Consider the following 13,108-nt stretch of genomic DNA (forward strand, 5'->3'; position numbering starts at 1 on the left):
AAGCCGCTAGTTCCTGAACCCGTGCACCGGGGCGGGGATGTAGCCGCCACGGGCAATGAACTCGGCATTGCCCTTGGCATTGACATCAATGACCGGCGCATATCCGAGCAGACCACCGAAGTTCACCTCATCGCCCGGCTTGGTACCCGGCACCGGAATGAGGCGGGCGGCGGTGGTTTTGTGGTTCATCACACCGATGGCGGCCTCGTCGGCAATCATGCCGGAAATCGTGGTCGCAGGCGTGTCACCAGGAATCGCGATCATGTCGAAGCCCACCGAACAAATAGAGGTCATCGCCTCCAGCTTGTCCATACTGATCGACCCCGCACGGACAGCATCAATCATGCCCTTGTCCTCAGAGACCGGGATGAACGACCCGGACAGTCCGCCGACGCGTGAACAAGCCATCAGGCCGCCTTTCTTGACGGCGTCGTTAAGCAGCGCCAGCGCGGCAGTGGTGCCGTGCGTGCCGACCTGCTCCAACCCCATGTGCTCGAGGATGTGAGCGACGGAGTCACCCATCTCAGCGGTCGGCGCGAGCGAGAGATCCACGATGCCAAAGGGCACGCCCAGGCGCTCCGATGCCATCGTGCCGACCAGCTGACCCGTGCGGGTAATCTTGAACGCCGCCTTCTTGATCTCCTCGGCGACTTCGTTGAAGCTGGCGCCCTCCAGATCGCCGAGGGCGCGATCGACCACACCCGGACCCGAAACGCCGACGGACACGACGCAATCCGGCTCCCCGACGCCGTGGAACGCGCCGGCCATGAACGGATTGTCGCCCACCGCATTGGCGAAAACCACCAGCTTGGCGCAGGCAATCGAGCTGCGGTCAGCGGTTTGCGCCGCGGCTTCCTTCACCACCTCGCCCATGCGACGCACTGCATCCATGTTGATGCCCGCGCGTGACGACGCTACGTTGACCGAGCTGCACACCAATTCGGTCTCGCTCAGAGCGTGGGGAATGGAGTCGATGAGCCGCTTCTCGCTGGTCGTCGCACCCTTTTCGACGAGCGCCGAGTAGCCGCCGAGGAAGTTCACGCCCGAATCGCGGGCGGCGCGGTCGAGCGCCTTGGCCACCACGGTGGGGTCGCCTTCGCAACCGGCCGTGATGAGGGAAACTGGTGTGACGGAGATGCGCTTATTGACAATCGGAATGCCCAGCTCCGCCTCGATCCCCTCGCAGACCTCCACGAGGCGAGCGGCCTGCCTGGTTACGCGGTCATACACCGCCTGTGCGGTGGCTTCCATTTCAGAGCGAGAGCACTTGAGCAGGGAAATTCCCATGGTGACCGTCCGGATATCCAGACGGTACTTCTCGATCATGTCAATGGTGTCGAGAAACTTAGATTGCGCGAAGTTGAAATCCATCCTGGTCGCGCCCTTTAAATCTCGTTGACGGCGTTGAACAGCGCCTCAGACTGGATTCGAATCACAAGCCCCTCCCGCTTGCCGACGGAATCCATATAACCCTGCAGCGTGCTGATGGGAGTGGCCTTCTCGTTGAACTCCACCCGCAGGATCATGGTGAACCATTTATCCATGAGGGTCTGGGAAACATCGACGATGTTGACGTCCTGCTCCGCCAGAGCAGTGGTGACGGCGGCGATGATGCCGGTGTGATCCTCGCCGGTGACGGTAATGATGGCAAACATGGCCTCAATTTTAGCCGGTGGGGAGGTGGCGAAAATCTGTGGATGGCGGTCGTGCTGGTGGCAAGTTTGTGGCGAAGCATGTTCGGGGACCGCTGAAGACACTTCACGACACCCGTGGCACCTTGTGCCAGCTGTGGAGGTGGCATGAGGTGACATAGGTGTCGTGAAGTGGGGGGGGAGAGAGGGGAGAGCGTGGGCGTGGGCTGTGTCAGAGCGAGGGCCAGCCTTACAGCCCTATCGGACGTCGACGAACTCCTTGACAATCCACTTGCGCAGTGCGAGCAGAATCAGGCCCAGGACAACAGAGGCGATGCCCAGGGTGATGAAGAAGGTGTTCTCAGCAGCGGCGTCTTCGTAGTTGTAGAAGCCGGCCAGGGTGCCTGCCAGCGAAGTACCCATAGCGATTGCCATCAGCCAGACGGCCATCATGCGCGACGGGAATGCTGCCGGAGCGACCTTGGTAGCAAGGGCGTTGCCGACCGGGCTCAGCATGAGCTCGCCCATGGTGAACAGGAAGAGAATCCAGATAATCGCATACAGCGGAGTGGAGTTTTCACCGCCACCAGAGAATGGAATGAAGAAGAACAGCGAGATACCGATGATGATGTTGGCGACGCCGAACTTGACTGGGGTGGACCACTGACGGTCACCAAGCTTGGACCAGGCGGCTGCAAAGACCATCGAGAAGGCGATGATGAAGATTGGGTTGATCGAGTTAATCCAGGCTGGAGACATTTCCCAACCGAAGATCTCGCGGTCGAGGCGGATATCTGAGTAGATGGCCAGCACCGTGAACTGCTGCTGGAAGATACCGAAGAACAGCACGCCTGAGACGAACATCGGGATGAAGCCGACCAGACGAGTCTTCTCCGATTTCGTCGTAAGTGGCGAGGAGTACATCTGCCACCACAGCACCACAGCGGCGATCAGTGCAATCACTGTGACCACAGTGGAAAGAGAAGTGACCGGAACAATTCCGGTGGAAACCAGCGTAACCGAGACAACAGTGATGATTACTGCAATGCCAATCCATACCGGGTACTGCTTCTTCGGCAGCGGGTTCGGAATCTCATGGCCAGCCTCGGCGATGGTGGACTTGCGCATCAGGATGTACTGAACCAGGCCGGCAGCCATACCGATAGCGGCAAGGCCGAAGCCCCAGTGGAAGCCCTTCATGCCCCAAATCCAGCCGGTGAGCAGTGGGCCGAACAGGGCGCCGATATTGACGCCCATGTAAAAGATGGAGAAGCCGGCATCACGACGCGGGTCGTCCTTGGCGTAGAGCTGACCCAGCACGACCTGTGCGTTGGTCTTCACGCCGCCAGAGCCGATTGCGATGGAGACAAGGCCAATAGCCAGGCCAATCACGCCGGGGATGAATGCCAAGGAGATGTGGCCAATCATGACCAGGATGGCGGAGTAGAACAGTGTCCGCTCCGAGCCAAGGATACGGTCGGCAACCAGAGAGGCAACGAGTGCGGCCATGTAGACAAGACCGCCGTAAGCACCGACGATGGAGGTAGCAGCACCCTTGTCCAGGCCGAGACCGCCCTGAGTGGTCTCGTGGTACATGTAGAAAGCCAGGATGGCCTGCATGCCGTAGAAGCTGAAGCGCTCCCACATTTCGATGCCGAAGAGGTTGGCGAGACCCCACGGTTGGCCCATGAACGTGCGTTCTTCGCTGGACCCTGCGGGCTTATGATTTCGTTGGGTCTCAGCAGTTGGTTGATTGCCGAGAGCCTCGTCAGAAGATTTGTCCATTCTTCAATTATCGAGGCGCAGCGCAAAAATTAAAAACCAGATTTAGTCAGTGAACTAAACCGAAGGGTTAGGAACGGGTCCGAAGGCTTAGTCCAGAGACTTACGAGCAACCGCATTCGACGCTGCTCGCCAACCCAGCAGCAGCAAGGCGCTCATGACTGAGGCGACCAGAATGAAGGACCAGTGCGGGACTGCCGAATTGCGGGTGGCCCACACAGCGAGGCCGACGACGACAGTACCGAGCCACACAATTGCGCCTGAACTCACTGCACGCGGGTTCGGCTCATTCTTAATCAGCGCGGTTCCCAGGAGGACACCGATTGCGAACGGCCACCAGGTATCGAGGATATTGATGAAGGTAAAAGGATCCTCGGGAGTGTTGTGAGCCAGGCGCGCTAACACGGCGAAAATAAAGATGGCGAGGATGTCAATCAAGAACGTCGATACGCGTGTGTTCATGCTTCTTAGTCTAGCGACCCCGCAGATCGGTGGGTGACCAGCGACCAGCGGCGAGGAAGCCATCAGCGGTCAGCGACAGGCTGATGCTCGGACTGATCCTTGTGGTCGAAGCCGAGGGCGTAGATAATCCAGCCCACAATTGCCACCAGGACGAAGGAAACGATGCGGTAGACCAGCACCGCTGCAAAAGCCTCGGCGCCGGTGGTGCCGCCTGCGATGAGAGCCGCAGTCAAAGCGGCCTCGACAGTGCCGATGCCGCCCGGTGTGGCCTGGATGAAACCCGCGAGCTTGCCGGTTACGAAGGCCAGCAGCACCTTCGTAGCGGAGATGTCATCGACACCAACGGCCCGGATGGCGGCGTAGAGACAGACAATTTCCGCGACCCAGTTGATAAAGGACCAGGTGAAGGAAAGAGCTAAAGTTTGCACGGGCAACTTCACGCTGGTCAGCTGTTTGATGGACTCTTCAAGTCGGTCGACATCGGTGTCTGCGGGCTTCTTTCGAATCTTGTTAAAGACACGTAGACACCATGCACCCGCCTTGTTGAGGAAAGCTGGGTTCTGCGAAATCCGCCACAGCAAAATGGTGGCTAGTAACACCACAATTGCCATAGCGATGAGCACTGCGGTCGTGCCGCCCTGCCCTACGAAGAAGAGGCTGCCAAGCCCCAGAAATGCCAGACCTAAAAACGACAACGCACCCGAAAAAAGCACAAACCAGCTGACAAGGACCGCGGATGCGCCCCACTGCATCATGCGCTTAATCTGCAGCGCCGTGGAAAATGCAGCACCACCGGGAACGGTGACCGCCCACGCGTTGGATGCGAGGGTTAACGCATTGGTGCTGCGGCGAGTGGCTGCTTTTACGCCTCCAGCTCGCAACAGCAGACGCATCACTTCCGCCATCGCGTAGAGCGAAAAAGCCACGGAAAAAATGGAGATGAACAGCCACTTAGCGTCAACATCTGCAAGAATGTGCAGCCCTTGGACGACACTGTCCCAGTTTCTTACCGTCAGGACGATACCGGCAATCACGAGGGGTACGAGGATTATCGATCGTAGCCAGCTCGAATTGCCGGTTTTGAGGACATTTTTAAGTCGTGACATAAAAAAGAAGCCTGTTCGTCTTCCTGTTCGTCGCGGCGGTGGTCTCCCTAGTCGTCGTTCTTACCGTCGCGCTCTTTGAGCAACGACGTGAGCGGACGGAACGGCTGCAGCCACGCACCGCCATCCGGTAGGCGGTCGAGGTCGATACGGGGTAGCGGCTCACGGAAGACGCCCTTGATTTCCTCCAGGTCAACGAAGCGAATCGCATCGGAGGCCAGCGCCCAGGAAGCATGCTCGTGAAAACCGATGACGGTTACCGGAATCCCCTCGGAGGCGAGCTTTTCCAGCAGCTCTTGGAAGTTCTGGCCATCGGCGGACGCAACGACGACACTGCGCAACACGCCTTCGTCGTAACGCCGTTGGATGTGCGCAATCATGTCCGGGTCAACGTCGGTGTCCTCTTCAATCTTCGGCTTTGCGAAGACCGCGAAACCGACATTGCGCAGCGCCTCGACCCAGGGGCGGACAATCTCCGCAGAGCCCGGGTTAACGTTGGTGAATACCGTGGCCTCGGGGAGGACATCGGAACCGATTTTCTTGGATACGCGTTCGGCTTCGTCGATAAGCCATTTACCCACGGCGTCGAAGCGCGGGCGGTGCGCGGCGGTCGGGCGGGAACCCAGGATGGCGCCGAGCCCCATGTCCAAGTTCGGGGCATCCCACACAAGCAGTGCGGTGGGATGCGTTTCAGCAGTGTTGTAGCTGGCAGAGGTGTTCTGTGTGGTGCTCATGGTTCCTATGCCTCTTTCTTGCGCCAGATGAACTCGTGGATGTCGTGGTCGAGGTTCAGGCCGCGGGCTTCGAACTTGGTCGTCGGTCGGTCGAGAAGCATGGGAGATTCCGGCCATGGCCAGGCGATGGGCTCCAGCGTCGGCTCGACATCGCGAAGTTCTTCGATCCACTCGGCGTAGTCCGCATGGTCAGTGGCGGCGTGGAATATGCCGCCAGGCTTCAGACGCGAAGAAATCAGGCGCAACGTGCCGGACTGCACAATGCGGCGCTTGTGATGGCGTGCCTTCGGCCACGGGTCCGGGAAGAACAGGCGCACGCCGGCCAGCGACTCCGGCTCGATCATGCGCTGCAAAACCTCGACGCCGTCGCCGCGGACCATGCGGATGTTCGACACCTCATTGCGCACGGTGGCAGAGAGCAGTTTCGCCAGGCCAGGGCGGTAAAGCTCAACTGCGATGATGTTGTGGTCCGGTTCTTGCGGAGCCATAGCCACGGTGGACGTGCCGGTGCCGCAGCCAATCTCGACGATGGTCGGGCCCTTGCGGCCAAACCATTCCTCCACGTCAATGACTTCGTCGGAGAGGACCTTGCCGTAAGTGTCCCAGTTGTCTTCCCAGATTCTTTCCTGGTTGGGGGTCAAAGTGCCGCGGCGGAAGGACAGATTGCCGATGCGCGGGTAGTCAAGACCGTCGTCGAATTGGGTCTTTTCCGGACGACCTGCAGGCAATTCGCCCTTCTTCGGCTGGCGCTCATGCGGCTGTTCCGCCTGCTCGTCTCCGTGAGTTGGCAATGGTTCAGATTCCTGCGAAACCGCAGGCTGTTCGATATTTTCAGAAAAATCAGAAGTAGTCACGTTCCCTATTGTCCACGACATCGGCCAACTATCCAATCATTGCCCCTAGGATTTTTGTTGTTGTCCTGGCGGTTTCACTTCGGTTGACGATGCCGCGTCGTCCCGAACTGGCGGCACGGCGAGGCAAGTTGTTTTGTCGACTTGCCGAATCCGCGGTCCGCTGTAGGCTGAACGCGAAGCCGCGCTTATTCGTTGGTTGAAGCGGTGCTTGGGGTCTGCCTAACGCAGTGTTTCAGGGCGCGGATTCTGGCCCACAGGCCGTATGGGGGTTACGCAGGTTTTTTAACTAAACCACGCAGGGGATTTATGGGAGGGGACTAGGCCGAATGGACCTTATTTCCGCAAGTGACGTCACGGAAACAACACAGCCGTCAACAGGATCTACATCGTCGTCGTTGCGCGCCGCTGTGGTGGACTGGCTGTCAGCACGGCAGGTCGCGCACTCGGACACCACACACACGAGCGGTGCGGAGGTGTGCGTCGCCAAGGCGCTTGAGCGCGAGAAACGGCCATCGATAATCTGCGCGCGATTGCGCAGGGGCGTGCGCGAAACCGCTGTGCGCGAGGCGTTTTCGCAATGTCACGAGGAGCTGGCCGACAAGCTGTCCGCCCCTGTCGCGCTGGTCATCGAGCAACAACCGATTCGCCATTCGCTTGCCGACGAGTATTGCGACATCGCCACAAACGAGACAGCTGAACACACCTTTTTGTTCAGCTCCGCGTTGCGGAAGATTGCTGAACGCCGCGGTGTGAAAGGCGGATCACGCAATGATGACGGGCTACTCGCAGTGCAGTTGACTGAGATTGCGGCGGCCTTTCCCGCTGCTAGAGACAGCCTGGAGGAGCTGTTATGGCAGCACCGGACGTAGTTGAGCCACGCCCGGTCTCAGCCGAGGGGCCGGAGCAGCCACCGCTACTTGTCACCAAAGCCGGGGACGCAGCGGACCGCGCGGACTTCTCGCAGATTGTTGATACTGCGACTCCGCCACGTCGCCTGGAGTTTGTGGATAAACGCAGCGCCGTGGTGCTCTATATTGCAGACAGCGAGGTGCAGCCCACGCGGGAGTGCGTCAGCACGGTTGCAGCCATTAGCCAAGCCACCGGCCGTGTTGCAGTTGGCCTGATTGGCAATGGTGAGTATGCCGAGGCCTGGCGTCAGGAAATCGACAGCACAATCCCGATGGGAGCGCTGGACGGGAGGATGGCCAGAACCCTGGTTCTGCTGGCAGAAGGCCCGCCCAGAAACCCGGGGGAAACACTGAGTGCGCGCCGGGCTCGAAATGTGCGAGCTCAGCTGGCACAGGAGCGATCGCGCGGAGCCGGGGCGGCGGCGCGATTGCAGCGGAAGATGCAGTTGGCAGCTGAGAGTGCAGTGCGGGATGCACTCCAGGAGGTGGCTGACGGCCCCGCAGGTGATCAGGCGGAACTTCAGGGTCGTGCCGAGGTCGCAGCGACGCGGCTGCAACAGCGGTGTGGCGACGAATTGGGCCTTCGTGTGGAAGTCTCAGTGCCCGCTCCAGCAAGCCCGGCTCGCCCCAGTTATGCCATGGACGCTCTGGTGGCGGTGGCATCGCTTGGCGTGGCGGTCGGTGCAGTGCGGATCGTCCACGGATTGCTGATGTGGATTGGGGTGCCGACGCTTGCGGCGCAGCTGGTCGCACTTGCAATAGGCCTCGGTGTTGCGGTGGTGGCGGTGGGCGCAACGATTCGTCGTAACGCACGCCAACGCACCGCGCAGTGGCGGGCAAATTACCTTGCCCATCTGCGACGAAGATGGACACAGTCCGTGGAGATGACGGTGCGTGAGGCCCTTGGTGCGCGGGGTCCGGGATGGCGAATAGAGCAGCTGGCGGAGTACACCGGAACGCCTGCACGATAGCTGTGACAGCGAAGAGAAATAGGGGGATATCACGATGGATGAGTTTTCTTTACTGCAGTACTTTTCCGATCAACCCGCGTCCGATGGCGGGGTGGAGGCGCGTTCGCTCGCTACTCCGTGTGGTTTGGAGGCGGCGACACCGATTGATGGGCAGTCGGCGGACGTTGGTGGCGCCGGGCTGGTTGTGGAGGTCGATGGGCAGCTCTACGACCTCGGCGACGACGAGGGGTCAATCACGCTTGCCGACGATTCCGGGTTGTCAATCTATTCAGATCTGGACGGTGACGGCACGGTGGATCACGTTACGACGGTCCGTTTTGACGGCACTTGGGAGTCTTGGAGCAGTGATGATGTGAGGGCTGCTGACGCGATGGGCGGAGCAGCGGTGGAACCGGCATCAGTCGCGGGGAAGTGGGATGCGTACTCATGGGAGCAATCCGCTCGGGGCAGCTGGGACTAACGACTTTGGAACCACTGCGCGCGGGGGTACCCGTGTCTCGGTTGCTTACAAATGGGGGTAACTGCCCCCAAGGGGTTAATGGTTGTCAATTTATGTGGTGAGGCTGGCCTTATTCACTGGTTATGGCCGTAAATGAACAGGTCGCAAGAATGGGGCGAGGAAAATTAATTGTTGTAAAGCTGTGATGTAACGGCTTGCAAATGCGGGAACGAGCAGATTGTCGATGTGGGGCCCGGCAACTTTCGGTATCCCCCGGTAGCCTTAAATTAAGACGCGAATCAATGAGTCAGGAGAACTGATGTCCGCACCTTCTATTCCTGGTCTCGAGGGCCAGGCCCCGACCGAGAACGCCGAACTGCTGCGCTGGATTGCTGAGGTCGTAGAACTGACCCAGCCAGACAAGGTTGTCTTTGCTGATGGCTCGGAAGAAGAGTGGAACCGCCTTACCCAGGATCTGGTTGATAAGGGAACTCTTATCAAGCTGAATGAGGAAAAGCGCCCGAACTCTTTCCTTGCCCGCTCTAACCCGAAGGACGTTGCTCGTGTGGAGTCCCGCACGTTCATCGCTTCTGAAAAGGAAGAGGACGCTGGCCCGACCAACAACTGGGCGGATCCGGTCGAGCTGAAGAAGGAAATGACCGAGCACTACCGCGGTTCCATGAAGGGCCGCACCATGTTCGTCGTTCCGTTCTGCATGGGTCCGATCACCGACCCGGAGCCGAAGCTGGGTGTTCAGCTGACCGACTCGGAGTACGTGGTTCTCTCTATGCGAATCATGACCCGCATGGGTCAGGATGCCCTGGACAAGATTGGCCCGGACGGAGACTTCGTCCACGCTCTGCACTCCGTTGGCGCTCCGCTGGAGGAGGGCCAGGAGGACGTTGCATGGCCGTGCAACGATGAGAAGTACATCACCCAGTTCCCGGAGACCAAGGAGATTTGGTCCTACGGTTCCGGCTACGGCGGAAACGCCATCCTGGCCAAGAAGTGCTACGCACTGCGTATCGCTTCGGTCATGGCCAAGGAAGAGGGCTGGATGGCTGAGCACATGCTCATCCTGAAGCTCACCAATCCGGAGGGCAAGGCCTACCACATCGCCGCTGCATTCCCGTCTGCATGTGGTAAGACCAACCTGGCTATGCTGACTCCGACCATCGAGGGCTGGAAGGCCGAGGTCGTCGGCGACGACATTGCATGGCTGAAGTTTGGTGAGGACGGTCGCCTGTACGCTGTTAACCCGGAGAACGGCTTCTTCGGTGTTGCGCCGGGCACCAACTACTCCTCCAACCCGAACGCCATGAAGACCATGGAGGCCGGTAACACCCTGTTCACCAACGTCGCACTGACCGACGATGGTGACGTCTGGTGGGAAGGCATGGAAGGCAAGCCGGATCACCTCATTGACTGGAAGGGCAATGACTGGACTCCGGATTCCGACGAGCTGTCCTCGCACCCGAACTCCCGTTACTGCACCCCGATTTCGCAGTGCCCGGTCGCCGCACCGGAGTACGACGACCCGCAGGGTGTCCCGATCGACGCCATCCTGTTCGGTGGCCTCCGCCCGGACACTGTGCCGCTGGTGACCCAGGCACTGTCCTGGAACCACGCAACCTTCATCGGTGCAACCCTGGCTTCCGGCCAGACCGCTGCTTCCGCTGAGGCTAAGGTCGGCTCCCTGCGCCACGACCCGATGGCAATGCTGCCGTTCATTGGCTACAACGTCGGTGACTACCTGCAGCACTGGATCGACATGGGCGCCAAGGGCGGCGACAAGATGCCAGAGGTCTTCCTGGTTAACTGGTTCCGCCGTGGCGAAGACGGCCGCTTCCTGTGGCCGGGCTTCGGTGACAACTCTCGCGTTCTCAAGTGGATCATCGACCGCATTGAGGGCCGTGTTGGCGCCAAGGAGACCGTTGTTGGTCACACCGCTAAGGCAGAGGACCTGGACCTGACTGGCCTGGACATCGACTTCGCCGATGTCAAGGAAGCCCTGAAGGCACCGGCTGCTAAGTGGCAGGGTGACCTGCCGGACAACGAGGAGTGGCTGAAGTTCCTCGGCGACCGCGTTCCGCAGGAAGTCTGGGACGAGTTCGAGGCTCTGAAGGCTCGTATCGAGAAGAGTCTGCAGGACTAAGATCTTGCTAGCTAGCCTTGCGAAAAGCTAGAACATAGAACCACCCCCTTGTTGCCCGAAGCGGCTGGCAAGGGGGTGGTTTGTGCAGTACAACGATGAAGGGTGACACGCAATGCAATTAACGCTTTTCTCTGATTTGAGCCTGCGTGTCATCACTTTGATGGCGATGGGGGAGCCGGGGCGCAAATACACCGCTGCCGAGGTGGCGGAGTCTCTCAATGCGTCTCGCGCGCATGTTTCCAAGGTTGTCTCGCGACTTGTGGAGCTCGGCTTCTTGGAGGCGGTCAAGGGGCGCAATGGTGGCATCTATCTGCGCGAGTCGGCTACGGAAAAATCCGTCGGCAAGCTGCTGCGCACTCTGGAAAACAATGAGGTCGTCGATTGTGTCGGCACTGACTGCCCATTACTGCCGACGTGCCTGTTGCGTGGCAAGTTAGCGGCTGCGCAGGAGGCGTTCTTCGCCGCACTGGATCCAGTGTTGATTGCTGATCTCATTCCGCACAAATCGGCTAATGGTGTGGATGCCAATCGCCCCGAGGGAGGCGGTTCGCAGGGGAGTACCCAGCTCAATATTCGTCCGGTTTAGGTGCAGAGCTGAAGGTCTAACCGCAGGTTGAAAAAGCTAAAAACGGTGCTGTCGAAGTTTTCTGGTGAAATTTTCGGCATCGCCATTTGTGCAGTTCAAGGCGGGTAAAACTCAACCGCAAAGAGTAGTTAGGGACATCATTGGGCAATAATACGCAAACGGAATACGCAATATAGTGTTATTGTGAAGTCATGCCAAACCTGAATGTCAACAAGAACGGCCTGACTCCAGAGCAGGCTGAAATCGTCACTCAAACCCTGCCCGTTGTCGGTGCCAACATCGAGAAAATCACGCCGAACTTCTATAACCGGATGTTCGCTGCTCACCCGGAGCTCATTGCCGATACCTTCAACCGCGGCAACCAGAAGCAGGGTGCTCAGCAGAAGGCGCTGGCGGCATCCGTCGCTACCTTCGCAGCTACCCTGGTCGACCCAGATGCTCCCGCCCCGGAAGAACTGCTTTCCCGCATCGGCCACAAGCACATCTCCGTTGGCATCAAGCCGGAGCAGTACCCAATCGTACACAAGCACCTCTTCGATGCCATCGAGGAAATCCTCACCCCAGAGGTCTTTCAGGGAGCTGTCCGCGACGCGTGGGATGCCGTCTACCTGGAGATGGAGCGTGTTCTCATCAACTTCGAGAAGGGGCTCTATGACGACCTCGGTGTCGAAGCAGGCGATGTCTTCCGCGCCGCTCATGTCGTCTCTCGTGAAGAGCGCGGTGATGACGTCGCAGTGTTCTCCGTCAAGCTTGACGACGAATCCCCCGTTTCCTACCTCCCGGGACAGTACATCTCTGTACGTCAGACCATGCCGGACGGCGCCGGCCAGCTACGGCAATACTCTCTGGTCGGCGGCGAGGAAGGTGTTCTGACCTTCGCGGTTCGTCGTGTCGATGCCTCCGAGGACCTACCGGCTGGCGAAGTTTCCACACAGCTGTGGGAAAAGGTGCAGCCGGGCGATGCGATCGAAATTTCTCTGCCTGCAGGTGACCTGGTGTTGGATACAAAGTCCGATGACCCGGTAGTGCTCATTTCCGCAGGTATTGGCGCCACCCCCATGATTGGCATGCTGGATGCCCTGGTGGCAGCCGACTCCAAGCGTGATGTCGTCGTCCTCCACGCGGACCGCGCAGAAGCCGCAGATGCCCTGCGCGCAGAACGCAATAACGCAGTCTCTGCACTGGCCAATGCCCACCAGCAGGTGTGGTACGAGCCGGATTTGATGAATCTGGCTGATACGGAGCTGCCGGAGGGCGCTCAGTTCTACCTCTGTGGTGGCAATGGTTTCCTGCAGGCCATTCGCCAGCAGCTCGCCGATCGCGGCGTTGCTCGCGAAAACGTTCACTTCGAGCTGTTCAGCCCGAACGATTGGCTGCTAGACGCTTAGCGTCACAACTGCGCCGTCGGCATAAAAGCCATCGTCACAAATAAAGCACAATGACCAGCCGCGATGTATGCCCGTGGCTGGTCATTGTGCTGTTT

Annotated in this window: 13 protein-coding genes; 6 read left to right on the forward strand and 7 right to left on the reverse strand. The window is 59.3% G+C overall.

All coding sequences use genetic code 11. The features are described from left to right. Positions 1-6 precede the first annotated feature (6 nt). The 7 genes from I6J19_RS03495 to trmB all read right to left on the reverse strand — a co-directional run bounded on the left by I6J19_RS03495 (position 7) and on the right by trmB (position 6,566). Positions 7-1,371 carry a PFL family protein gene (locus I6J19_RS03495; RefSeq protein ID WP_038626938.1) on the reverse strand — a complete coding sequence of 455 codons (1,365 nt, stop codon included), beginning with the start codon at positions 1,369-1,371 and terminating at the stop codon, positions 7-9. Between the two features lie 14 nt (positions 1,372-1,385). Further along, the gene (locus I6J19_RS03500; protein WP_016421638.1) at positions 1,386-1,655 is read right to left on the reverse strand and encodes an ACT domain-containing protein; all 270 of its coding nucleotides are present in this window, start codon (positions 1,653-1,655) and stop codon (positions 1,386-1,388) included. A 234-nt stretch (positions 1,656-1,889) separates the two neighbouring features. Continuing rightward, positions 1,890-3,416 (reverse strand): peptide MFS transporter, encoded by a 1,527-nt coding sequence (locus I6J19_RS03505; protein ID WP_038626935.1) that lies wholly within the window; start codon positions 3,414-3,416, stop codon positions 1,890-1,892. Between the two features lie 87 nt (positions 3,417-3,503). Continuing rightward, the gene (locus I6J19_RS03510) at positions 3,504-3,875 is read right to left on the reverse strand and encodes a DUF3054 domain-containing protein (protein WP_038626933.1); all 372 of its coding nucleotides are present in this window, start codon (positions 3,873-3,875) and stop codon (positions 3,504-3,506) included. 62 nt (positions 3,876-3,937) lie between these two features. Next, positions 3,938-4,981: a lysylphosphatidylglycerol synthase transmembrane domain-containing protein gene (locus I6J19_RS03515; protein WP_222867039.1), complete on the reverse strand. Its 1,044-nt coding sequence runs from the start codon at positions 4,979-4,981 to the stop codon at positions 3,938-3,940. 47 nt (positions 4,982-5,028) lie between these two features. Beyond that, a complete protein-coding gene (locus tag I6J19_RS03520; protein ID WP_038626928.1) occupies positions 5,029-5,712 on the reverse strand; it encodes an NYN domain-containing protein in 684 nt (227 codons plus the stop codon). A 5-nt stretch (positions 5,713-5,717) separates the two neighbouring features. Beyond that, on the reverse strand, positions 5,718-6,566 hold the full coding sequence (gene trmB / locus I6J19_RS03525) for a tRNA (guanosine(46)-N7)-methyltransferase TrmB (RefSeq protein WP_235191277.1): 849 nt from the start codon (positions 6,564-6,566) through the stop codon (positions 5,718-5,720). Between the two features lie 326 nt (positions 6,567-6,892). On the opposite strand from trmB, the gene I6J19_RS03530 reads away from it, so the two are divergent. The 6 genes from I6J19_RS03530 (at position 6,893) to I6J19_RS03555 (ending at position 13,013) form a co-directional block, all read left to right on the forward strand. Beyond that, positions 6,893-7,435, forward strand: coding sequence for a hypothetical protein (locus I6J19_RS03530; protein WP_038626924.1), 543 nt, complete (start codon positions 6,893-6,895; stop codon positions 7,433-7,435). Continuing rightward, on the forward strand, positions 7,417-8,445 hold the full coding sequence (locus I6J19_RS03535) for a hypothetical protein (RefSeq protein ID WP_038626922.1): 1,029 nt from the start codon (positions 7,417-7,419) through the stop codon (positions 8,443-8,445). The genes I6J19_RS03530 and I6J19_RS03535 overlap by 19 nt, the downstream gene beginning before the upstream one ends. 34 nt (positions 8,446-8,479) lie before the next feature. Beyond that, positions 8,480-8,905, forward strand: a complete 426-nt coding sequence (locus I6J19_RS03540; RefSeq protein ID WP_038626919.1) for a DUF6802 family protein — start codon at positions 8,480-8,482, stop codon at positions 8,903-8,905. A gap of 298 nt (positions 8,906-9,203) precedes the next feature. Continuing rightward, on the forward strand, positions 9,204-11,039 hold the full coding sequence (locus tag I6J19_RS03545; RefSeq protein ID WP_187402517.1) for a phosphoenolpyruvate carboxykinase (GTP): 1,836 nt from the start codon (positions 9,204-9,206) through the stop codon (positions 11,037-11,039). Positions 11,040-11,151: 112 nt separating this feature from the next. Beyond that, positions 11,152-11,625 (forward strand): RrF2 family transcriptional regulator, encoded by a 474-nt coding sequence (locus I6J19_RS03550; RefSeq protein ID WP_038626915.1) that lies wholly within the window; start codon positions 11,152-11,154, stop codon positions 11,623-11,625. A 191-nt stretch (positions 11,626-11,816) separates the two neighbouring features. Beyond that, the gene (locus I6J19_RS03555; RefSeq protein WP_038626913.1) at positions 11,817-13,013 is read left to right on the forward strand and encodes a globin domain-containing protein; all 1,197 of its coding nucleotides are present in this window, start codon (positions 11,817-11,819) and stop codon (positions 13,011-13,013) included. The last annotated feature ends 95 nt before the right edge of the window (positions 13,014-13,108 follow it).

The organism is Corynebacterium amycolatum (assembly GCF_016889425.1).
Taxonomy (GTDB): Bacteria; Actinomycetota; Actinomycetes; order Mycobacteriales; family Mycobacteriaceae; genus Corynebacterium; species Corynebacterium amycolatum.

What these genes read in the sequence shown, in the direction of transcription:
- I6J19_RS03495 (WP_038626938.1), bottom strand. Translation starts at nt 1,371, where the DNA reads ATGGATTTCAACTTCGCGCAATCTAAGTTTCTCGACACCATTGACATG.
- I6J19_RS03500 (WP_016421638.1), bottom strand. Translation starts at nt 1,655, where the DNA reads ATGTTTGCCATCATTACCGTCACCGGCGAGGATCACACCGGCATCATC.
- I6J19_RS03505 (WP_038626935.1), bottom strand. Translation starts at nt 3,416, where the DNA reads ATGGACAAATCTTCTGACGAGGCTCTCGGCAATCAACCAACTGCTGAG.
- I6J19_RS03510 (WP_038626933.1), bottom strand. Translation starts at nt 3,875, where the DNA reads ATGAACACACGCGTATCGACGTTCTTGATTGACATCCTCGCCATCTTT.
- I6J19_RS03515 (WP_222867039.1), bottom strand. Translation starts at nt 4,981, where the DNA reads ATGTCACGACTTAAAAATGTCCTCAAAACCGGCAATTCGAGCTGGCTA.
- I6J19_RS03520 (WP_038626928.1), bottom strand. Translation starts at nt 5,712, where the DNA reads ATGAGCACCACACAGAACACCTCTGCCAGCTACAACACTGCTGAAACG.
- I6J19_RS03530 (WP_038626924.1), top strand. Translation starts at nt 6,893, where the DNA reads ATGGACCTTATTTCCGCAAGTGACGTCACGGAAACAACACAGCCGTCA.
- I6J19_RS03535 (WP_038626922.1), top strand. Translation starts at nt 7,417, where the DNA reads ATGGCAGCACCGGACGTAGTTGAGCCACGCCCGGTCTCAGCCGAGGGG.
- I6J19_RS03540 (WP_038626919.1), top strand. Translation starts at nt 8,480, where the DNA reads ATGGATGAGTTTTCTTTACTGCAGTACTTTTCCGATCAACCCGCGTCC.
- I6J19_RS03545 (WP_187402517.1), top strand. Translation starts at nt 9,204, where the DNA reads ATGTCCGCACCTTCTATTCCTGGTCTCGAGGGCCAGGCCCCGACCGAG.
- I6J19_RS03550 (WP_038626915.1), top strand. Translation starts at nt 11,152, where the DNA reads ATGCAATTAACGCTTTTCTCTGATTTGAGCCTGCGTGTCATCACTTTG.
- I6J19_RS03555 (WP_038626913.1), top strand. Translation starts at nt 11,817, where the DNA reads ATGCCAAACCTGAATGTCAACAAGAACGGCCTGACTCCAGAGCAGGCT.